Origin of the sequence: Halobacillus sp. Nhm2S1 (assembly GCF_019599545.1) — a bacterium.
In the GTDB taxonomy this organism is placed as follows: domain Bacteria; phylum Bacillota; class Bacilli; order Bacillales; family Halobacillaceae; genus Halobacillus.
Window position 1 is genome coordinate 82,769 of the sequence record NZ_JAIEZV010000004.1, and the last position, 22,412, is coordinate 105,180.

The 22,412-nt window shown below is 42.0% G+C and carries 22 protein-coding genes; 11 read left to right on the forward strand and 11 right to left on the reverse strand.

Annotated elements, in window-relative coordinates:
- The first annotated feature begins 129 nt into the window (after positions 1–129).
- Positions 130–900 (forward strand): SDR family NAD(P)-dependent oxidoreductase, encoded by a 771-nt coding sequence (locus K2225_RS15920; protein ID WP_220585646.1) that lies wholly within the window; start codon positions 130–132, stop codon positions 898–900.
- Positions 901–1,000: 100 nt separating this feature from the next.
- Positions 1,001–1,498, forward strand: coding sequence for a DUF6241 domain-containing protein (locus K2225_RS15925; RefSeq protein ID WP_146815234.1), 498 nt, complete (start codon positions 1,001–1,003; stop codon positions 1,496–1,498).
- Between the two features lie 27 nt (positions 1,499–1,525).
- On the opposite strand, the gene K2225_RS15930 is transcribed toward K2225_RS15925, so the two are convergent.
- Positions 1,526–1,924 (reverse strand): GNAT family N-acetyltransferase, encoded by a 399-nt coding sequence (locus tag K2225_RS15930; RefSeq protein WP_220585647.1) that lies wholly within the window; start codon positions 1,922–1,924, stop codon positions 1,526–1,528.
- A gap of 295 nt (positions 1,925–2,219) precedes the next feature.
- Between K2225_RS15930 and K2225_RS15935 the strand changes: the two genes are divergently transcribed.
- Positions 2,220–2,687 (forward strand): hypothetical protein, encoded by a 468-nt coding sequence (locus K2225_RS15935; RefSeq protein ID WP_220585648.1) that lies wholly within the window; start codon positions 2,220–2,222, stop codon positions 2,685–2,687.
- A 64-nt stretch (positions 2,688–2,751) separates the two neighbouring features.
- Here K2225_RS15935 and K2225_RS15940 read toward each other — a convergent pair whose 3' ends face one another.
- The 3 genes from K2225_RS15940 to K2225_RS15950 form a co-directional block, all read right to left on the reverse strand.
- Positions 2,752–4,905, reverse strand: a complete 2,154-nt coding sequence (locus K2225_RS15940; RefSeq protein ID WP_220585649.1) for an ATP-dependent helicase — start codon at positions 4,903–4,905, stop codon at positions 2,752–2,754.
- 396 nt (positions 4,906–5,301) lie between these two features.
- Complete coding sequence (locus K2225_RS15945; protein WP_220585650.1) at positions 5,302–6,045, reverse strand: PAS domain-containing protein; 744 nt, start codon at positions 6,043–6,045, stop codon at positions 5,302–5,304.
- Positions 6,046–6,244: 199 nt separating this feature from the next.
- Positions 6,245–6,448 (reverse strand): hypothetical protein, encoded by a 204-nt coding sequence (locus K2225_RS15950; protein ID WP_089653914.1) that lies wholly within the window; start codon positions 6,446–6,448, stop codon positions 6,245–6,247.
- A 213-nt stretch (positions 6,449–6,661) separates the two neighbouring features.
- Between K2225_RS15950 and K2225_RS15955 the strand changes: the two genes are divergently transcribed.
- The 3 genes from K2225_RS15955 to K2225_RS15965 are packed head-to-tail and all read left to right on the forward strand — an operon-like array spanning position 6,662 to position 7,922.
- On the forward strand, positions 6,662–7,246 hold the full coding sequence (locus K2225_RS15955) for a TetR/AcrR family transcriptional regulator (protein WP_220585651.1): 585 nt from the start codon (positions 6,662–6,664) through the stop codon (positions 7,244–7,246).
- A 14-nt stretch (positions 7,247–7,260) separates the two neighbouring features.
- Complete coding sequence (locus K2225_RS15960) at positions 7,261–7,605, forward strand: DMT family transporter (protein WP_220585652.1); 345 nt, start codon at positions 7,261–7,263, stop codon at positions 7,603–7,605.
- A 2-nt stretch (positions 7,606–7,607) separates the two neighbouring features.
- Positions 7,608–7,922: a DMT family transporter gene (locus K2225_RS15965; RefSeq protein WP_220585653.1), complete on the forward strand. Its 315-nt coding sequence runs from the start codon at positions 7,608–7,610 to the stop codon at positions 7,920–7,922.
- Between the two features lie 312 nt (positions 7,923–8,234).
- On the opposite strand, the gene msrA is transcribed toward K2225_RS15965, so the two are convergent.
- From msrA to nadE, 4 genes are all read right to left on the reverse strand, one after another.
- The gene (gene msrA / locus K2225_RS15970) at positions 8,235–8,921 is read right to left on the reverse strand and encodes a peptide-methionine (S)-S-oxide reductase MsrA (protein WP_370632768.1); all 687 of its coding nucleotides are present in this window, start codon (positions 8,919–8,921) and stop codon (positions 8,235–8,237) included.
- Between the two features lie 86 nt (positions 8,922–9,007).
- Complete coding sequence (locus tag K2225_RS15975) at positions 9,008–10,915, reverse strand: endonuclease MutS2 (RefSeq protein ID WP_220585654.1); 1,908 nt, start codon at positions 10,913–10,915, stop codon at positions 9,008–9,010.
- Positions 10,916–11,296: 381 nt separating this feature from the next.
- Entirely contained in the window at positions 11,297–11,854 is a 558-nt protein-coding gene (locus tag K2225_RS15980) for a cysteine hydrolase family protein (RefSeq protein ID WP_220585655.1), read from the reverse strand.
- Positions 11,855–11,863: 9 nt separating this feature from the next.
- Positions 11,864–12,613, reverse strand: a complete 750-nt coding sequence (gene nadE, locus K2225_RS15985) for an NAD(+) synthase (protein ID WP_220585656.1) — start codon at positions 12,611–12,613, stop codon at positions 11,864–11,866.
- Positions 12,614–13,297: 684 nt separating this feature from the next.
- Here nadE and bshB2 point away from each other — a divergent pair.
- Both bshB2 and K2225_RS15995 read left to right on the forward strand, forming a co-directional pair.
- Positions 13,298–13,984, forward strand: coding sequence for a bacillithiol biosynthesis deacetylase BshB2 (gene bshB2 / locus K2225_RS15990; RefSeq protein ID WP_220585657.1), 687 nt, complete (start codon positions 13,298–13,300; stop codon positions 13,982–13,984).
- Between the two features lie 155 nt (positions 13,985–14,139).
- Entirely contained in the window at positions 14,140–14,889 is a 750-nt protein-coding gene (locus K2225_RS15995) for a FixH family protein (RefSeq protein ID WP_220585658.1), read from the forward strand.
- 53 nt (positions 14,890–14,942) lie between these two features.
- On the opposite strand, the gene typA is transcribed toward K2225_RS15995, so the two are convergent.
- Positions 14,943–16,784, reverse strand: a complete 1,842-nt coding sequence (gene typA / locus K2225_RS16000) for a translational GTPase TypA (protein WP_146815258.1) — start codon at positions 16,782–16,784, stop codon at positions 14,943–14,945.
- Between the two features lie 330 nt (positions 16,785–17,114).
- On the opposite strand from typA, the gene K2225_RS16005 reads away from it, so the two are divergent.
- Positions 17,115–18,056, forward strand: a complete 942-nt coding sequence (locus K2225_RS16005) for an RluA family pseudouridine synthase (protein WP_220585659.1) — start codon at positions 17,115–17,117, stop codon at positions 18,054–18,056.
- A gap of 35 nt (positions 18,057–18,091) precedes the next feature.
- Here the strand turns inward: K2225_RS16005 and K2225_RS16010 are convergent, their stop codons facing one another.
- Both K2225_RS16010 and K2225_RS16015 read right to left on the reverse strand, forming a co-directional pair.
- Positions 18,092–18,391 (reverse strand): 4a-hydroxytetrahydrobiopterin dehydratase, encoded by a 300-nt coding sequence (locus K2225_RS16010; RefSeq protein ID WP_220585660.1) that lies wholly within the window; start codon positions 18,389–18,391, stop codon positions 18,092–18,094.
- 22 nt (positions 18,392–18,413) lie between these two features.
- A complete protein-coding gene (locus tag K2225_RS16015) occupies positions 18,414–20,186 on the reverse strand; it encodes a M3 family oligoendopeptidase (RefSeq protein ID WP_220585661.1) in 1,773 nt (590 codons plus the stop codon).
- 549 nt (positions 20,187–20,735) lie between these two features.
- Here K2225_RS16015 and K2225_RS16020 point away from each other — a divergent pair.
- Positions 20,736–21,659 carry a TIGR03571 family LLM class oxidoreductase gene (locus K2225_RS16020; RefSeq protein WP_220586004.1) on the forward strand — a complete coding sequence of 308 codons (924 nt, stop codon included), beginning with the start codon at positions 20,736–20,738 and terminating at the stop codon, positions 21,657–21,659.
- Positions 21,660–21,680: 21 nt separating this feature from the next.
- On the forward strand, positions 21,681–22,382 hold the full coding sequence (locus tag K2225_RS16025; protein ID WP_220585662.1) for a DUF5694 domain-containing protein: 702 nt from the start codon (positions 21,681–21,683) through the stop codon (positions 22,380–22,382).
- Positions 22,383–22,412 lie beyond the last annotated feature (30 nt).

The following is a 22,412-nucleotide window of genomic DNA, read 5'->3' on the forward strand; positions in this document are numbered from 1 at the left end:
GGTCATCCAAATTCTGGATGACCCAGTCTGGTTATTTATGGTTTTTAAACATGTGATTTGTTCTTCATGATTATAGGGTATAAACTATTAGCATCTATTGCATACGAAGTTGTTAAAGGAGAGATTTACATGAAGCCAACTGCATTGATCACAGGAGCTTCGGGCGGTATCGGATACGAACTTGCCCGGCTGTTCGCTAAATCAGGGTATCACTTAATTGTCGTTGCACGATCCGAAGATAAGCTTCATCAATTAAAAGAGGAACTGGATGGTCATCCAATCACAATCATTCCTCAGGATCTATCAGAAACTGGAGCAGCAGAAGTTGTGTACAGCAAGGTAAAAGAATTAGGTCTGAATGTCACTGTTCTTGTAAATAACGCTGGTTTTGGGCTGAATGGAGCTTTCGAAGACCTCCCTCTGCTGGACCAACAGAAAATGTTGCAAGTGAACATCAATGCACTTACTGAACTGACCCACCTTTTCTTACCTGAAATCAAAGCCGCCCGCTTCCGCTCCATCCCTAAAGGGGTGTTGAATGTAGCGAGCACGGCTGCCTTCCAGCCTGGTCCAAAAATGGCCGTATACTATGCTTCAAAAGCCTACGTTCTTTCCCTTTCAGAAGCACTTGTAGAAGAGCTTAAAGATACAAGCGTAACGGTCACTACCTTATGCCCGGGCGCAACAGATACAAACTTCTTCAAAACGGCAAAAGCAGAGCATACGAAACTTGTAAACAGTACGATGTCGCCTGAATCGGTAGCCAAGTCAGGGTTCCTCGGCTTTGTGAAAGGCAGACGTGTGGTGATCCCCGGCGTGATGAATCAAGGATTAGCCTTTGCATCCAAGCTCATCCCACGCTCATTTGCAGCAAAATTAGCTCATTATGTCGATAGTTAAGGAGAGGTCATACAAGTTTATTTGTATCCATTCTCTTTTTCTCCCCTCCCCCTTCCTATATAATAGAAATTACTGGTAAACACTTTTAAGGGGGCTGCACATGAAGAGATTAATCCTATGGTTTTCATTCTGTCTATGTATCGGTGCCGTCACAGGAGCCTATTTGTATGTACAAACCCAGGGGGCAACCATAGCTCATGGTGTCACAGGAACAGTGAATGCGGAAGAACTGAGAGCCTATGAGAGAGATGGGAAAAATCCTTTTGGAGGAGAGATTTCGGGGCCAGAATTGACAGACAAAGAATACCAGGAATACATTCATGGCATGGCACATCAGAAAGTGAAAGCAGATGAGAAATGGACGTTTTTTGAAATTCACCCCCTCCGTATTTCTTGGCTGCTCGAACATTTGGAAACGAATGATTTAACTCATAAGCATGTCTATAAGCAAATTTTAATGAAATGGGCCGATGAGGATTTTTCAAATGCTGTAGCTGACCATAACACGATTTGGGAAATGCAGCGCGGCACCATTGGAAAAGCCAAGCGCCTCCTTACCCCTGAGGAAGAGGACGAATATATAAAAGAAAACAACTGACCCGAGATCATCGAGTCAGTTGTTTTTTTACATTTCTTCAGCTGATTTCCTAAATCCGTAAAAGGAGCGGTACCCTTGATTTGCATAGTACCCTTCGGACTTTGTGGAAGCCAACATTTCCACCCGCGTACTTGGGTAGCACTCATGAGCGGTTTGGATCAATTTCTCCGCAATCCCCTGATTTCTAAAACTTTCTTTCACAAGCAAATCACACACGTACAATGTGATGGAACCATCCGTGAGCCCTCGGAGAAAGCCGGCGATTTCACCATCTACAACGGCAACTAAAGCTGGTTCTGAATTCAACCAGGAGCATAATGTTTCCTCGCCTCGTTCTACAAGGCCGCTCCATCCTTCTTTTTCATTTAATTGCTGGACAGCGTCAAAATCTTTTTCAAGAAACGTACGAATTTGAATAGTTTCCATGTCATCCTACCTTTCACTATGATTAAGATTTTCCCCTTTGACCCGTCACCCAGTCTGTTCATTCTATTTGTCTACTCTTTATTACGTTTGATTCCCTTAAACGTTTCAAGTTATATAAGAAAATCCGACTATTTTTTGAATAACATTTCACGTTTTTCTATAATTTTGTTGGACACCCTACCCGAAAACCCAGCCTTTGGTTGCTATAAATCAGAATTTTTAAGAATCATATTGAGGAAAGTATGATAAAATGTGAACGGAACTTTTTCTTTTTTATGTGCAAGGAGTGGAAAATATGTGGAAAAAAATCCTACTGATCGCAACATTGATTTTTCTCGCAGCTTGTTCTTCGCAAAATTTATCCCTTGAGGATTTGAAAACGGCTTATCCGGAGACGTTCGCTCAGCCGGTGAGTTCTTTATCAGATGAAAAAAAGGAGAAGCTTGGTCTCCCTGAAGATATGCCATTCGAAGTCACTCAGGTTGAGTCAACAGTGGAAGACGACAGAGTCGATATCCTCTATCAATCGGATGGTTCAGAAAAAGCCGAGGTAAGCACGTTGTATGAACCTGGGAACATTCTCCAAGAATCAGAACTGCAGGTCCCTTTGAATTCTGGCGCTGTAGCCGGTGTCCAGGAAAAGGAGGATCATATCTTTGTAGAATGGTATGATGGTGATCTAGATGTCATCTATCAGCTCGAATACTATGGCCCTGAAGAAGAACGGGCAGAAAAAGCCATGAATGTTGCAAATGCTATATAAAACTTCATCTATGAGATTTCCAAAAAGAGCCGTCACGTATGTTGGGACGGCTCTTCTGATTTATTTATAGTTTTTCCAGCTTTTTAAAGTTACGACTGATTGGCCTGGGGGCTTTAAGACGGTCAAAAAAGACCAGATAATTGTTTTTCTTCTCATCGACTTCTTCGATGGAACCTTCACCGAAAACGGGATGCTTGACCCGGGTTCCTTTTTCAAAGAAATCCCCAGAAGGCTCTCTCTCCAGACGATGGGTGGCACGAATATATTCTTTCGCTTCTTCAATGAGAGATTCATCCAACTCTCCGATACGGTCATAGAAACGATCTTCGACTTCAAATATAAAACGGGAAGGGTATTTCTTTTGCCCTCCATTTTGAAACCCTTCAGACTCTGTCAAATAGAGTTCCTGTTCCGCTCTCGTCACGGCTACATAGGCAAGCCTGCGCTCCTCTTCCAGCCCCCTCTCTTTCCTCTGCCTGATTGCCCGGACATTGGGGAGTACACTTTCTGACATACCAATAACAAATACATAAGGGTACTCCAGTCCTTTGGCTGTATGAATCGTCATGAGTTTAATGGAATCTATCTGGTCTGCCCTATCGTTATCTGTATAGAGAGAAACCATTTGCAAGTATTCGTCCAAATCAATATCTTCCCCAAGCGTTTGCTCATACTGGACAATCGAATGAAGGAGCTCAGTCATATTATCCAACCTCTCTTGATCTCCGTCCTCTCTACGATAAGCTTCGTATCCCGTCACTTGCATAGCTTCTTGAAGCAGTTCCGAAACTTTTCTTTTGCTTCTGATTTCCTTTAAATATTCAATCGCGTCAATGAAAGATTGAGCACCTGTTCGCCTCAGCCGATCATGGTCCGCATATTTTTTCAGGGTTTCATAGAGGGATTGTCCCTCCTCTTCCGCTTTTTCCCTGAGGAAACTCATACGCTTCTTCCCAATTTGACGTTTTGGTACATTAATGATGCGACTGAAAGACAAATCATCCTGAAAAGCGATCATCCTCAAGTGAGCGAGAGCATCCTTAATTTCCAGGCGATCAAAAAATTTAAATCCACCGAAAATCGTATATTCGATATTTTCAGCAATAAGTTCCTGTTCCACAAAACGGGATAAGTAATTCGCTCGATACAAAATGGCGATCTCACTCAAATTCGCTTTCTTTTTTTCCACGAGTTGTTTAATCCTATTCACGATCCATTTCGCTTCCTGTATCTCGTCTTTCCCATGATAGTGAACCACTTTCACTCCTGAAGGATTGACAGGAAGCATGTCCTTATCCACCCTGAAGTAGTTATTGCGGATCAAGGCATTTCCCAAAGAGAGAATCTCCGGTGTGGAACGGTAATTTTCCTTTAAAAAGATGGTCTGAGCAGCAGGAAAGTAATTTTCAAAGTCCACCATGTACTTAGGGTCAGCTCCCCGCCATTCATAAATGGTTTGATCGGGATCACCAACGACGAATAGATTCCCCTGTTTTTCAGCAAGCATTTTCACAAGTTCGAATTGTTTTAAGCTGCTATCCTGAAATTCATCGACCTGTATGTAAAAAAGTCGATCCTGCCACTTTTCAAGCACTTCTTTACTCTGTTCGAAGAGAGTGAAAACAAAATTGAGTAAATCATCGAAATCCAGCCCGTACACACGCTTTTGCTTCTTGAGGTACTGTTGGATAATCTGACTGTCGAGGTCTCCTGATTCTTCTACGGAAGGCATTTGTCCACGTAAAATCATTTGTTGTACATAATGCGTGTTTCCTTTAAGGATACCAATCTTATCAAGAATCCTTTTGAATGTTTTATCATTCAGTTTTAACCCCATATCCTCAAAAATCTCTCTCAGTAAAATCTTCTGATCTTCCACGTCCAAAATGACAAAATTCTTCGGGTAAAAAAGCCGGTGGATATCTTCCCGTAGGACACGGACACAAAATCCGTGATACGTGGTAATGAATCCTGTGTCCTGCTCTCCTCCAATTAATTTTTTCACCCTTCGCCTCATTTCATGAGCCGCTTTATTTGTAAAAGTTACAGATAAAATATTAGCCGGGTCGATTCCGAGCTCATTTACGATAAAGGCATACCGATGAGTCAGGGCCCTTGTCTTGCCAGAACCTGCACCTGCAATGACGCGGACGTATCCTTCTGTAGATACAACCGCTTCTTGTTGTGATGGGTTTAGTCCGTCCAGTAGTTCTTCCATATCGATCACCTTTCAAGAACATTTGTTTGTATTATAGCACATTAAACAACAGACAGTCTGTGTTCTTTTATTAGTGAAAAGGAATGACTGATTTTTTCTGGAAGAAGGTGAAAGGAGAAATTATGAAGGAGTATAGAAAGGAGCCCGATAATATTTTCTGAGTACATATTCTTCAAGGGGAGGGTTCTGGCTCATAACCATCTTTAGGACACATGAGGGCTGCTCCCCTTGATTTCATCGTGTGATGGCTGAAGACATAACAAATGATGGGTGCGAGAAGGCTCTTTTATCACGGAGTAAACTTACTGGTCTCCCTTTATAGATAATAAATGAAAAACTCTTTCTTGAGGTCAGAATGAGATTTGCAGTCGCATGATCGATAAAAGGTTTTTATATTTACTTGAACGTTGGCTTCAACCCCGTTTCCAGAAAATACTTCGTTGCTTGCTGTACGTTCATAAACGTTCGCACCCCATCCAGTTGAATATGATTTTCTGCAAATTGCATCACTACCTGTGGACGCATGCCGGCAAGAACAACCTCTATGCCCAACAATTTAAGACTCATCATAAGGTTTTTCAAAAGGACTGCCCATTCTTCATCGATCGAAGTAATTCCTGAAAATTGGATCGCCAGTCGACTCACATTCTGTTCCTGACATAAAACAGGTACTCTCTCTAATAAGATGTGGCGCTGTTCCTCTCTTAAAATTGGCTGCAATGGTAAAAGGGCATAACCTTTAGCAATGGTTACAATATTAGCTGTCATTTCTTCAATCATATGAATTAACTCTTTCTCTCTTTTTGATTGTTCCGTCATATTGAAAATACGGATGAGAACAAAGTTCTCTCCTTCATGAATGAAACGTTTAGTATAAATATGAAGAACCATGTCCATATCCTTCCACTGAAATTCCACCCCTTCAGAATCTATGTCTTTTTTCTCTTGGATGGACTTGGATAGGACTCTATTTTCTGGTGCTACATCCGGATACAAATGATTGAGTTTTTCTCCAACGATCCGCTCTTCCTCTAATTGAAACATCTTTACATAGGCAGGATTGACGTAAGTGATCGTGTATTCTTCGTTACTAATCAGTACCCCTTCATCCAAGAGGTCCATTGCATTCCGTAATAGCATGAGTATCCCCCCAGTACAAATCTCTTACTTTTATTATGATGATATACAAAAGAAATGCAAGGTAATTCAACATAATTATCTAAATATTATGAATAAATAACAAGCCCCTTCCATATCTTCAACTTAATGGCAGAATTGTGGAATAAAAAAGAAGAAGTGCGTCAACGGTTCAATAGCTGAGCCGCTGACGCACTTCTTCTTAAGCCTTTTCCATTTTGTCGCATTTGGACAAAATAGCTACATGTTTAAGATTACCAATGGAATCGAATTCTATTTCAACATAATCTCCTGGTTTCACAAAGCTAAGCCTCTCTCTGAGTACAGAAAGTTCATTCTTAAATTCGGATTCTTCGACCAAAATCGCATAAGCCCCTTCGTATCGATCCAGTTTATATTGGTTCACCGATTCAATCCCCTTCTGTTTTAGTATCAGGCATCCTGCCAAATGGTGTGCCTTCATTCTTACCATTTCCTATTATGGTATAAGTCCTCTTATTACAAAGCATTCCCTTCCTTAATCATGACTAAACATGTCGAATTTAGAGTTCTGGACAACGATCGAACAGCGTGGTAAAATAAAACTAACAAACGTTAGTTAGTGAAAGGAGAGAGCTGAATGACAAAAGAAACGATTATTGAAGAGAGTCTTAAGCTCTTTGCCAATTATGGATACGAAAATACGACCCTTGCCAATATTGCTGAAGCTGTTGGAATCAAAAAACCTTCTCTTTATAATCATTTTGATAATAAAGAAGATATCTTTCTTCATGTTCTTTATGATGTGGGAGAAAGAGAAAAGAGTCATTTAATGAATCAGGCAGAATCCATCGACCAGGACTCCGTGGCTGATCGTCTCCATGAGATCTACCGTGTCTATTTGGAACACATGGCTCACTCCACAGAAGGCATGTTCTTCAAGCGTGTAACCTTTTTTCCGCCCGAAGATTTCGCAGCTGAAATTAAAAAAGTCTTCTTGATGGTGGAAGACTGTATGACTGAGATTATTCGCCCGGTGTTTGAACGTGGAATAGAGAAAGAAATTATCCGCCCTCTTTCTACAAATACGCTGACTTCAGCATTTTATACGTTGATTGACGGTTTGTTTTTGGAAGAAAATTTTTATGACCGGGAAGTTTTTGAAGAAAGACAGAAAGCAAGCTGGCAAATTTTTTGGCTTGGCATTAAAAACCCGGGGTATTAGGGAGGTATGAAAAGATGGCATGGATTTATTTGTTCTTCGGTGCTTTTTTCGAAATCGGATGGGCTGTTGGATTGAAACTGTCGGAGGGATTCACGGACCCCCTCTTTTCAACCATTACCATCATTTGTATTATTATCAGCTTCACTTTTTTCACCAAAGCATTGAAAGTGATTGATATTGGAACAGGGTATGCGATATTTACAGGGATTGGGGCAGCAGGTACAGCTTTAATTGGTATGATCTTTCTTGGCGACGGAGGCGGAGCTGGGAAAGTCTTTTTTATTGCTCTTTTAATCACAGGCATTATTGGTTTAAAAATGTCTGATACTAATTCAGAACAGGTACAACAGGAGGGATAAGCATGGCATGGGTATTTTTAATGATGGCTGGAGTAGGTGAAATGACGGCCATGTTCTTTTTGAAGCTGTCGGATGGCTTCCAAAAACGGAAACCAGCGTTCATGGCTGTCCTTGCAGGTGCGGCGAGCTTTTATTTCCTTTCTTTATCTTTAAAAGATCTTCCAATAGGAACGGCTTATGGGATATGGACAGGAATTGGATCGGCAGGGACCGTTTTGCTGGGCATCTTCTTCTTTAAAGAAAAAGCGAATCGGAAACGTCTGTTGTTCATCACTTGCATCGTTGCCGGAGTCATCGGTTTAAAAATGGTTTCTTAGCCGAAGATAGGCTTGTAATCTTATTTTTTAACAATTACAATAGAATAAGCAACAATCTACAATATTCGACAAAACCTGCTTTTTTCTGTCGTTTTGTAGTGATGGAGGAAATATTATGAGAAAAATTTTACTTGCCATTCTTATGGTTATTGTCATCGGTTTTAGTTATGTAGGCTATACAAGTATGGATACGGATGCTAATCCTTCCATTCCTAAAGAAACAGAAAGCTATTGAATATCAATGATTTAAACCCCTTCGTTTACACGAAGGGGTTTTGTTTTAGTATAAAAGGTGGCCTCCAATGATCGAGGTTATTTCTTGGGAAGGTCCAATTCTGATCCTTCTCCCCATTTGTCTTCTAAATATTGATCGCGCCCTGAATTCCCACGATAGAAATCGTATCTCAATTTGTTTTTCTTATAATAATCCTGGTGGTATTCCTCTGCTCTATAAAACTCTTCCGCTTCCCGGATAGGGGTGACTAATTCTTTTTGAAAGCGATCGGAATTTTGAAGTTCCTGTTTGGATTGTTCAGCGATTTGCCGCTGTTCAGAAGTATGATAAAAGATGGCGGTCGTATATTGATACCCTCGATCCACAAACTGACCTTCGTCATCGGTGGGGTTGATTTGTCTCCAGAAGACATCGAGAATCTGCTCATAGGAAATGACGCCTGGATCATAATAGATTTGAACAGACTCAATATGGCCCGTTCCTCCGGAAGATACTTCATCGTAAGAAGGATTTTCTGTTTCCCCTCCCGTATAACCGGATATGACACTATGGACGCCCTTCAATTTCTCAAATGGAGGCTCCATACACCAAAAGCAGCCCCCTGCCAGAGTAGCCACCTCATAGCCTTCAGGTATTTCATCTGCTGTCACAGCTTCACTATCATAATTACGCTTTGTTAAATAGGCATAAGCTTCCGGGATGGCAAAAACAGCAACCAATGAAAGTATGGCTATCATCATGACCCATTTCGTCCGCTTCTTCACATGCTTCACCCCTTTTGGCTGTTTACTTCAGAATAACACGTTGTTCTGTTCCAATTGAAATGCTAGCACTCCCCCGATGTGTACGCTTATTCTTCGTCTTCCAAAGTTAACCCATCCACATGTTTCCGGTCCATCACTTTTTTAACCTTCCTATATTCTTTGGATTTGAATACAATATCAAAATCATAATCCTCAGGATATAGTTCATCAGCTGAGATGTGGAGTTTCAAGCGCTTGTGATTGTATTCTTTCTTTTCACCCTTAACTTGAACGACGTAATTCCCGAAAGCATTCGGTCCTTTATACACAATGCCCATTTCTTCTTCTGCAGGTATCCATACATTATCCCCCATTTGAAAACCTGCTTTCTCTTTTTTTTGAACCTTGCGTTTTTGTCTGTACCGGTTGATGGCCACTTGCTTAGCATAGGACGGATTTTTCAAAAGCTGGTCGTCTTTCATAAAGCCCCCCTTTTGCTTATATGTGATGTCATAAGCATGATTGAGGATTTCAGGATGCAGTCCTAATTTATAGGCGATATCAAATGCCTGACTTTTCCCTGCTGTTCCGATTTGCAGCTGGTACGTAGGCTTGAGAGTTTCCAGATCGAAAGCCATCGCTCCATTAACAAATCCTTCTTTTTCCATGGCATAGGTTTTCATTTCACTATAGTGAGTGGTCGCCAAAATGGTCGAGCCTTTGTTAGCAAGTTGATCAAGAATGGCAGTGGCTAATCCCATCCCTTCACCTGGATCTGTACCAGAACCGATTTCATCCAGGAGTAGCAAGGAATGATCATTGGCCTGCTGCAAAATATGAATCAAGTTCGTCAGCCTTGAACTGAAGGTGCTTAAGTTCTCTTCGATGCTTTGCCCGTCACCAATATCAACAAAAACATGTTGGAAAAGAGGCAATCTGGTTCCAGGTTGTGAAGAAATCGGCAGTCCACATTGCGCCATTAAACAAAACAACCCTACCGTTTTTAACGTTACCGTTTTCCCCCCAGTATTTGGCCCAGTAATAAGAAGGGCTTGATCATCTTCCCCCATATGGAGATTCAGTGGAACAGCTTTCCCCCCTAATAAAGGGTGGCGTCCCTCCCTGATTTCAATTTCCCCTTGGGAAAAGATCGGGGAATACGCATCAATCAATTTGCTGTATTTCGCTTTTGCAAAAAGAACATCATACTGGTGCATTGTTTCCATAGCAATATTCAATTCATGTTCCTTTTCCAGCACAGAGGCAGTCAACGCATAGAGAATCCGTTCCACCTCCTGCTCTTCCTGCATTTTTAAAACTCCGAATTCCTCTTGAAGGGACGTCACTTCTTTTGGTTCTATAAATAACGTCGCACCAGAAGAAGATTGATCAAGGATGACACCTTTCACTTTGGACCGGTTCTCTCTTTTGACAGGAAGGGTTAGTCGACCTCCTTTATCCACCGGCCTATTCTCTTGGAGGAAAGAGCTATATTTTTTAGCTGAACTTTCCATCCTCGTTTTCATATCACTGAGAGTTTTGTCCATTTTTCTTCGCAGCTTCCCTAACTCTTTCGATGCAGATTCATCAATTTGTCCATGACGTATTTTTCCGTAAATCTCCTCTTCCAACTGGGATAAATCCGCGATGGAATCTACATAGAGAGAGATGGTCGGGGCCAGGATCTGCTTATCTTTCATAAACCGTTTCAATTTTGTACAATGCTCTAAAAAAGAGACGAGGGAGCCAAATTGCTGCGGACGGATATAAAGACCTTTGTTCCCTTGATCAATCATGACCTGAATGTCATCCAGGGTATGAATGGGTACATGACTCTGACTATCAATAATGGCTCTGGCTTCTTTAACTTCCTCATGCATCCTTTCCAATCTTTTTTGGTCATTGGATGGTTGCAAATGTAGAATCGTTTCTTTCCCTTGATCGGTATGAGCGAAATCACTCACTCTTGTTAATATATTGTTTAAACCTAAACTATCAAATGTTTGCTGATTCAATGTTTTTCCTCCTCATTATGACAGGTGATCATAAAAATAAAAAAGTCCGCAACAAGCTGAAGATAGCTCGCTGCGGACTTCGTAGACACATATAGAATGTAGCTCCACGAATGTACGAAAAAAAGCTATGACTGAATAAGCCAGTCATAGCTTTTAGGATCGTTTTATCCGGCTATGCTTATGCTTGTTCTTAACTGTTCCTGAAAAAGGGTATAACAAACCAAGCATGCTTTCGCATACTTTTTTTCAGGACGTATCCAGTTCATGGATTAGTTAAGAACAACCACACTCATAAATCATTTCTCCTTCACGGGTTAAAAGTTACATTCGTGAAACCATCACCTGTGTTCACTTATAATATATGACATGTACTCGTTACTGTCAACTGCTGAAAATGCGCCCCAAAAGAGAGCAATCCAACGAATCTGTTTGGGCAGCCAACGATCGTTTTATGATTCTTAAGGCATTTTCATTATCTTCTTTGTACTCAGAGGCTATGCCATCTTCCGGCACCCAAAGATTGTATTCCCTCATATAAGCATCATTCGCTGTGAAAATAACGCAGATATCACCAGCTACTCCGGTCAAAATTAAGTTCTTGACCTTCAGATGGTCCAAGAGGATGCTTAACTGTGTTCCAAAAAAGCCTGAATGCTTCGGTTTTATGATAAAATAATCGTCTTCATCAGGCTCCATTTCTTCAACCACCGGTTTTCCTGTCCCCTTTTTACACTCCTCTAACAACTCAGATGCATTGTCCTGCCAAAGCCCAAAGTTGTCATTCACATAAATGACCGGTACACCTTGCTGTTTGACCTCTTTTTTGAACACACGCAAACGCTTTGCGACAGGAAGGCTGTTTTTAAGTAGATTTTCTCCACCATCAAAGTCCATTTTATTGATCATGTCAATGATGATGAGGGCTGTATCCTGCTTCATAAAAGGTGATCACGCTCCTTGGAACCGATCGGGGCCTGCCGGAACTTGACGCTTATGTTCGGTCTTTTTGTGCCGTTGCTTCAAGTTTTCCTCATCTTCGGAGTCGATTTTCTCCCCCCTGAGAAAAGCATCAATTGTATCATAAGACATGCCAAGCTCTTCTTCATCCGTTTGTCCTTCCCAAAGCTCAGCGCTCGGTTTTTTATGAAGGATAGAGTCTGGAACATTCAAAGTTTTGGCCATTTCCTTTACTTCTTCTTTCCTCAGGTTGATCAGAGGAACCAGATCCACGCCACCATCTCCGTATTTCGTAAAATAACCGGTATAATCTTCTGCTGCATTATCCGTTCCAACGACAAGGTAATTGTAGTTGTTCCCTACAGCATAAAGCGTACTCATTCGGAGTCTTGCTTGAAGATTCGCACCACCAAGCTGTGATTTATCCTCATTCCAATCGCCCTTTTCTTTCAACTGATTCTTAACGGTGTCGTAAGTCGTCTGATAGGCATCGGTCAATTCAATACCGATATAATCAAGCTCCGCCCCTTCTACGACAGCCAGTGCATCAGTTTGGTCTTCCACACCTTTATTAATTGGCAGAATCACCCCTAAAGATTTTTCAGGAAATGCCCGCTTAATCAAATACGATACTACAGCAGAATCAATCCCACCGCTGATCCCAACCAGAAGCCCATCGGCACCTGCTTCTTCTGTCTTCGTACGCAGCCAATCCGTCAAATACTCAATTCTCTCTTCCATGTTCATAAACTCCCTTCATTTTACAATCTAAAGATTGCTTTCCTTTAAAAGGGAGAACATAAACCTAATACTCTCGTATAGGATGGTTATTCTACTAGGGAGTTATTAATGTATATGGGAGGATTGTGGAAAACTCGATTTCGAGACTTTTATGGGAGCTTAGGGCTCCGGGAAAAGGTTCGCTTTCCGTGGGCGAGTGATGAGCCTCCTCGAGCTGACGCTCTGCGGGGTCTCATCTACCACGCACATCCCACAGGAGTCTCACCGTTTCCCTCCGCCCCTTTGCCATAAAGAGGTTCTCAAAATTCCTCTAACAGACTGACAAATTCTGTAGGGAAGACCTGCTCAGCCAGGCCGTTATAGAGATGTTTTAACCAAAGATCCCACACGAATAAGCATGTAAGCAGGGTCTGGGAAACGTCCGCATGAAAAGCGAATGGAGACACGAACGTGTGTGTTTTTCTACTGACTGATCCAAAACACTGCAAATCGTCGTTTCCCTGACCCCGTATCCATGGCCAAGGAGTGTCATTCATTATTTCAACCAGGCCAAGCTTCCTTTAAGGGAGCGATAGTAAAATAATAAGTGATGGATAGAGATAAGCTTATAAACAAATGACTTTTCATTTTTTCTGATTTAAGCAATAATGAAGATTAGTGATCCTCTTGAAGGAGTGAAAGAAAATGATCGAACAAGAAAAACATGTACTCGTTATTTTCCCTCATCCCGACGATGAAGCTTTCGGGGTTTCCGGGACAATTACATCCTATATAAAACAAGGAACCCCTCTTACCTATGCCTGCCTCACACTCGGAGAGATGGGGCGCAATCTTGGTAAACCAACGTTTGCAACGAGAGAGTCCCTGCCAGAAATCAGAAGGAAAGAATTGATTAAAGCTGCAGAAGCAATGGGCATTGAAGACCTTCGCATGATGGGTTTGAGAGATAAGACGCTTGAATTTGAAGATGATGAGGAAATGAAAGATATGGTCCGCCATTTGGTTGATGAACTTCAGCCCTCATTAGTCATCAGTTTTTACCCTGGTTTTGCCGTTCACCCCGATCATGAAGCGACTGCACGCGCAGTCGTCCGAGCTTTGAGGGAAATTGATGAAAAAGCTCGCCCGAAGTTTCACGCGGTAGCTTTTGCTAATGATACGGAAGAGAAGTTGGGGCAGCCTGATGTGATCAATGACATCCGCTCTGTTCAAAACGAAAAGCTAGCAGCGATGAGAGCCCACATCTCACAAACCGCACGAATGCTCGAGATGCTCGAAGAAGGCATAAAGGTCAATGATCCCGAAGCGTTGAAATGGGTGACAAACGAACGTTTTTATACCTATGACTGGAATAATGACAATGTCAATTAGAGGGAAGCTTTTAAAAGCTCCCCTCTTTTTTATGAAATCATGAAGTATTGTCACCAGATAGTCTAAAATCAAGCAAGAATGTCAAAGCTTTAAATGATATCCTAATTGTAGGTTGGCTATCAACGACTCCAATACACAGATAAAGGAGATGCCTTATGAAAAAAGTATTCTTATCCATTATTTTGTTATTCGTCATGAGTGCTTGTTCTGTAAATAATAACGAGCAGGATTCCTCATCAGCGGAGGAAGAAAACAAGGCTGCTGAAGTCCCTGAAGTACAAGTGGAATTCGAGCATCAACCTCTGCCTTTAAATGAAGAAACGACCATTCAAGCATCTGTCACCCAAGGTGGAGAACCAGTACCGGATGCAGAATATGTAGAATTTGAGATTTGGAATAGTGAAGATGGACAGGATTCATCTGAAACGTTCGAAGCAAAGCATACAGAAAACGGAGTGTACACCATCACTCATAGCTTTGCAAAAGAAGGTACGTATCAGGTGATTGCCCATACTCAGGTAGATGACCTTCACACAATGCCTGAAACTGAGGTGGCTGTTGGACAGCAAGCAGAAGCCAGCGGACACGAGCATGGAGATGATCGTGGTAAATTCATGGTCCACTTGATGACTGAACAAAGTTTCAAAGCGGGAGAATCCTCTACATTGACCACACATATCAACCACATGGAAGAACCATTTTCTGAAGCAAAAGTGCGTTATGAAATAAGCTCTGATCAGATGGAGAAACACGTGTATATTGGTGCTGAAGAAAGTGAACGCGGGGAATACACGACAACCTATACCTTTCCCTCACCTGGAACGTACACGATCAACGTTCATTATGAAAAACCAGACGAGGACATTCATGGCCATCAAAAAGAAACCATTGAAGTTATCCAATAAATATACGAAAAGCCCGGAGCATACCGATATGCCCCGGGCTTTTCTATTGATCATTACACTTCTGTGTTTTGAAGCTTTTTCTTCTTCGCCATTTTCTCACGTTCGTTCTTATTCAAGTATTTCTTACGAAGACGAACATTTTCAGGTGTAACCTCGCAATATTCATCATCATCAAGATACTCAATGGCTTCTTCAAGCGTCATTTGGCGAGTTTTCTTAATGGTGTTTGTAGTATCTTTGTTCGCTGAACGAATATTAGTCAAGTGTTTTTCTTTCGTAATATTGACGGTAAGATCGTTTTCACGGTTGTGCTCCCCTACGATCATTCCTTCGTACACTTCTGTACCAGGTTCAACGAAAATGGTTCCACGGTCTTCAAGGTTCATAATTCCATAAGTGGACGCTTTCCCTTTATCAAGAGAAACCAGAACACCTTCTCGACGGCCGCCGACTTGACCTTTTACAAGTGGAGCATAGCCATCAAAGGTATGGTTCAAGATACCATAACCACGTGTTTGCGTCATGAACTCTGTAGAATAACCAATCAGACCACGAGATGGTACTAGGAACTCGAGACGCACTTGACCATTTCCATCATTGACCATGTCCTGCATTTCACCTTTACGGTAACCAATGGATTCCATGACCGCACCTTGGTATTCTGCAGGTGTATCAATTTGAACACGTTCTACCGGTTCACACGTCTGTCCATCGATTTCTTTCAGGATTACCTTCGGCTTGGAAAGTTGAAGCTCATAGCCCTCACGACGCATATTTTCTACTAGGATAGAAAGGTGTAGTTCACCACGTCCTGAAACCGTAAAGGCATCCGGAGAATCTGTTGGATCGACACGCAAGCTGACATCAGTCTCAAGCTGAGTCATCAAACGTTCTTCAATTTGACGGGACGTTACATATTTTCCTTCTCGGCCAGCAAAAGGACTGTTGTTGACAAGGAATGTCATTTGTAGTGTCGGTTCGTCAATACGAGGAATTTCCATCGCATTCTGGTGTTCAGGCAGACAGACCGTTTCTCCAACGTTAATATCTTCCAAGCCAGCCAGGGCGATAATATCTCCAGCTTTTGCTTCTTCAATTTCAACACGTTTCAAACCGATGAAACCGAACAACTTGGAAACACGGAAGTTCTTCACGGATCCATCCTTCTTCATCAAGGATACTTGCTGACCTACTTTGATTGAGCCATTGAAGACACGTCCAACTCCGATACGGCCAAGATAATCGTTGTAATCAAGCAACGTCACTTGGAATTGTAATGGTTCTTCTTTTGTATCTACAGGGGCTGGGATGTTGTTCATGATCAACTTGAAAATTGGATCCATCGTTTCCTGCTGGTCCTCTGGTTCATCTCCAGAAGTTCCGTTTAATGCGGAAGCATAAACGACAGGAAATTCCAACTGCTCATCATCTGCGCCAAGCTCGATGAACAGATCGAGAACTTCATCGACTACCTCATCCGGGCGAGCATTCGGGCGGTCGATTTTATTCAATACGACAACCGGTGTCAATTTTTGTTCCAATGCTTTTTTCAACACAAAACGTGTTTGAGGCATACAGCCTTCATAAGCATCAACAACAAGAAGGACACCGTCAACCATCTTGAGAATACGTTCTACTTCTCCACCGAAGTCAGCGTGACCCGGGGTATCTAGAATATTTATACGCGCATCATTATAATTGATGGCGGTATTTTTGGCTAAAATCGTGATTCCGCGTTCTTTTTCCAAATCATTAGAGTCCATAGCGCGCTCATCGACATGCTCGTTATCACGGAAAGTTCCGGAATAGTGAAGCATTTGGTCGACCAATGTTGTTTTTCCGTGGTCAACGTGCGCGATGATCGCTATATTACGAATATCATCTCTGTGTTGCATGAAGCACACACCTCTTTCGTATCACAAATTATTCAACCCTTCTATTATAACATAGTTCTATTACCATAGATACCAGCTTTACATATCGTTAACATCAGTAGCCTAAGTACATCTTCTTAAACAGCTAGCAGCTCCACTGTTATCATCCTACTTTTCAAGCCTGACCCCCCATTTATTCCCAGGGGGCCAGGTACACAACATAAGGTACAACATAGAGGTGATTGCGTAAATGGTACTGGAAAGAGTACAATATAGGGCAGTTCGTACCTGGTACCAATATGTATGATTTACGCACCGGGTATTCAGTAATTTAGGAAATTAGGTGTAGAAATGAAAACGAAACGTATGGGGGATTGGCTTGAGGTCATCGTCCCTGATCAATGGGATGGGTTGACAATCGAAAAAATTCTGAAGAAAAAATGGAATGTACCACGAAAACTGATGCATAGTTTTCGTTCCAACAAAGAAGTGACTTTAAACAATGAGAATCCTCATTGGAAGACAGCGACAGTCAAAAGTGGCGATGTTTTACGTGTTCGGCTTTTCCGCCCGCAACCACTTGAAGTCACGCCGACTTATATGGATATTGACGTCATTTATGAGGATGATCATATATTGGTCGTCAATAAGCCGGCCGGCGTGTTCACGCACCCGAATACCCCGCACGAGCATGACACCCTGGTCAATGGAGTCGCTTTTTACTTTCAAATGAATGGCATTGAGGCCACCCCGAAATACGTACATCGCCTCGACCGCGATACTTCAGGGGCCATCCTTTTTGCCAAGCATGATCTTGCTATTGCCATGTTGGGAAAAGAGCTGCAGGAGCGGAAAATCAAAAGGACGTATTTGGCCTGGGCTCATGGAAAGTTGAAACCGCGTCGTGGAAAAATCGAAAAACCGATTGGAAAAGACCGCCATCATCCTGTAAGAAGACGTGTCTCACCAGGTGGCCAGCATGCGGAAACACATTACGAAGTTCTTTCTTACGATGCCTCCCATGATGCCTCTCTTGTGAAATTACAGTTGCAAACCGGCAGGACCCATCAAATTCGTGTACACCTCAGTCATATCGGACACCCGCTCCTCGGGGACGAAATGTACGGTGGAAAAGGAAGCATCGATTACAAACAGGCTCTCCATGCTGCAAGACTTACATTGATTCACCCATTCACAGAAAAGGAAATTCAGTGTCTGGCCATGCCCGCCAGTGATTCGCCATTATTTACAAATGAACAAGTGAAGTCGTTAGACCCTTCATCCTCAACATAAAAGAAGCCGCTCCCATGCGGGGAGCGGCTTCTTCTTCATTTGATTGAATTATAAAGTTCGTCATATTTCACAGCACAGGAAAGGTCAAGTTCTGTAAGCCCCTTCGCATTCCAAGAAGTCAGCTTCAAGGTCACCATTTTATAGTCAATGCTGATGAATGGATGGTGTTGGATATCCTCTGAATACTCAGCGACATGATTAACGAACTGGACGCCTGTCAGGAATTCACTAAACCGGTACCGCTTAACAATGAATTTTTCATCCGTCAGCTTCCAACCGTCTAACTGGGAAACTCGTTCTTCCTTTTCTTCTTGTGGGATTAACTTTTCCTCCATCATTCACTCCTCCTTCTTTTGATTAAACCAAATCCATGAATGACTCAAGGTCAGAAAGGCACAAATCTAAGGCATGCACCCAAAAATCCTGTTTTTCTAGATCTACATCCAAATGTTTCTTCGCAAGATCCTCCACGCTCATCCTTCCCGTATCCTGAAGCAGAGCGATATATCGCTCTTCAAATTCCGGCCCTACTTCGATGGCTTTCGCGTAAATTCCCATGCTGAACAGATAACCGAAAGTGTAAGGGAAGTTATAAAAAGGGACATCCGTGATGTGGAAGTGTAACTTGGAAGCCCAAAATGTCGGATCGTACTCGTCTAACGTTTGAACGTAAGCTTCTTGTTGAGCCTCTGTCATCAACTCGTTCAGTCTTTCCGTTGAAACGACCCCTTGCTTGCGTTCTTCATAAAAACGCGTTTCAAACAAGAACCTTGCATGAATATTCATAAAAAAGGCGACACTGCGCTGAACTTTATCTTCCAAAAGCACAAGTTTTTCAGCCTCCGTAGCTGCCTCTTTAACGGCCGCATCCGCAACAATCATCTCTGCAAATGTCGATGCCGTTTCAGCAACGTTCATCGCATAACCTTGATTCAACTCAGGCAATTCATCCATTACATGCTGATGATAAGCATGACCAAGTTCATGAGCAAGGGTCGCTACACTGGACGGACTACCTGAATAAGTCATAAAAATCCTCGTTTCCCCGCTGTCAGGGAAGCTCGTACAAAATCCACCAGGTTGTTTTCCAGGCCGGTCCTCTGCTTCAATCCACCTTTTTTCAAAAGCCATTTCAGCAAAATCCGCCATTTTGGGACTGAACTTCCTAAAATGCTGGATAATGAACGTTGCCCCTTCTTGAAAACTCATTTTCTGATTGGCTTCTCCGATCGGTGCTTCTACATCATAAAAGCTCAACCTTTCAATCCCTAATTTTTCAGCTTTCTTTTTCATATAGGGAACATAATGCTTTTTATATTTCGTAATCGTCTCCCACATGGTATCTAACGTTCTTTGGCTCATCCGATTATAATCGAGGGGCTCTTTCAGGACATGATCCCAACGGCGGTGTTTATAGGTCTGGAGCCTGAAGCCTGATAAATGATTCAGCGTTTCTGTGAATAGGTCGGAAGCCTCTCCCCATGTTTCCTGAAGTTTATCAAAGGCTTCTTTTCTAACCGAACGGTCGGGGTCATCCAATTGATTAGATGCTTGACCTACAGATAACTTTTCCCCATTCACCTCAATGGATAACTTTGCAACAAGAGCATCGTACATTTGCCCCCACGCATGATATCCATCAACACCCAAATCATTGATGAGAGACTCTTTCCCTACTTCTAATTTGTCCTTAGCAAGAGAACGTCTCTCATTCAAAACAAAGGATATGGCTTGAAAAGGGGGCTGATTCAATAAGGATTTCCATACATCATCATCGACCTGAACAAATACCTGGTCCATTTCAGTTAATGTATTCCCTAAACGTGCACCCAATTCACTTCTTTTCGATTGCCACATACTCGCTTTTCTATCCTGTACATTTTGTGCACTTAGACAACTTACAAAAGCGCCAAATTCACTCAATCGTTTTGACACTACTTGCATAATCTCTACAATTTGGTCGAGTTCCTCTGTTTGATCTGTATTTTTTGGAGGTGTAAATGTACGAATGGATCCTTCCAGATCATCCATCAGCCGTTCGGTTTTCCTCACATACTCTTTCAACTCATTGGAATCACTACCTCCATGAAAAATGGAATCTAAATCCCAAGTCAACTCATAGGTTCCCATTATGATTTCCCCTCTCTTTATGTAGATTCTTCCATCAATAAAATCTCTTTCCATTATATCAGAACCTTCTAACGATCTCTCAGATCGTCCTTTTCCACTTATCTCGTATTTTGTCACATTTGGTTGAAATGTTTTTGATATGTTATTGTAATATAAATGAAACCTTTCTGACTATTCAATCGTATTACTAAGTAGAATGTTTTAAGCTAGTCTGCTCCGATTTTAATACCAGTCATTCGAAAGGGGATATTAAATATGAAAAAAAGAATTCAATACGATGCCACTGAAATCGCAAGTGTCGCAGGAGGATCGGCTCTTCTCACCACCCTTCTCTATCTAACCATCTATATATTATAATGACTCATGAGGCTCCCATTCCTATGGGAGCTTTTTTATTTTTTGTGTATTACCTGTCCAACAAATGAACACCTGCTTTTCATGATTAACCTTTATGGTTAGTTTTCTTCCGAAATTCTCATTATAATAGAAAATAGTCGATTAAATGGAGGAGGATTCCTTTTGTTTCAAGACCATCGCGGGTACCAGCGAATGCTGCAGCCAGACCAAATCACATTCGGCTTGACCATTCCTATCGAAAACTATGACCAGTCCGCTCCCAAAATGAAAGACCAAATCCAAATGGCACAACTAGCGGAAGAATTAAACTTTCATTCTCTTTGGTTCCAGGACGTTCTATTAGAAGACCCTACTTTTGAAGACCCAGCGACAGGGCAGATTTTTGATAGTTTGATTTATTTAACCTACGTAGCGGCCCATACACAACAAATCAACTTAGGTACAGCGGCCCTTGTTATGACGCTTCGACACCCGTTGAGGACAGCCAAAGAAGTGGCGAGTATTGAAAGACTTTTCCCTGAGCGGCTAATGTTTGGGATTTCATCCGGAGATCGAAGAAAGGACTTTGAAGGATTAAATATTCCCATTATGGAACGGAGTGAATGGTTCAGGGAAGCATTCTATTTCTTCAATGAAGCCATCTACAATGAATTTCCTGATGTTCGATCTTCTTTTGGAACGATGAATCGGTCAAACATCGTTCCAAAGCCAGAAAAACGCATCCCCACCTTTATGACAGGCTATTGCCAACAGACACTGGATTGGGTTGCGGAGCATGGAGACGGATGGATGTTTTACCCACAACGTCCAGCTCAGCAGAAAGAAACCATCTCTCAGTACAGAGAGAAAGTGAAGCATTTCCATGACGAATCCGCATTCCGTCCTTTCTTTATGCCACTTCCTCTGCAACTCGAAGAAAACCCAGATGCTCCTACTGAAAAAATACCTGCTGGATATAAAGTTGGGAGAAAAGGACTGATGGATCTGATTGAGCAGTATCGTTCCATCGGCGTTAATCATTTAATGTTTGGTCTTTCCAAAAACAAAAGACCAGTAAAGGAAGTGGTGCAGGAACTTGGGGAAGAAGTCCTCCCTCCATTCAAAATAAAGGGATAATAAAAGGAAGGAGAGATTGATTTGACCAAACCGGTAATTTTGCTCGTAGGAACCTTTCACATGTCTATGAACCCTGAAATGGTCAATGATCAACAAGAGGAAATTGGGGAAATCGTCCATTCACTGAAAAATTTCAAGCCGACGAAAATCACTGTTGAAAAACCTTTCTTAATCGAGGAAGAAATGGAGCGTAAATATAGAGCTTTTAAAAATAACACCCTTACGCCCACTTACGATGAAGTTGAACAATTTGCTTTCCGGCTTGCCAATGAAATGGACTTGCCATCCGTTTATCCGGTAGACGAAATGGTGGATATGTCGAGACCGTCACTCAACCAAGTCTTTGAATGGGCAAAAGAACATCAACCTTCCTTGTTCAAAGAAATCATGGACGTTCAAAATAGACTCAAGTCGATGGAAAACAATGAAACAATCAAAAACATCTTACACTATGTCAATGATCCCGACTATAGCAAAGAACTCCAAAGGATCTATATGAAGTTGGCACGTGTCGGGGACAGGCAGCATCAAGTTGGGGTTCAATGGCTGAAGCAGTGGCATCACCGTGATCTGGCGATAGCCGCAAATATCTCAAGACTCGCGGAGAAGGGTGACCGCATCCTCGTTCTCATCGGTGGGGACCACCTTCACCTACTGCAACAATTCTTAATCGACAATGGTGACTTTAAGGTTCTCTCTGCCAAACCTTACCTTCCCCGATAATGTTCAGCGCACTAAATTAAATTCCAAATA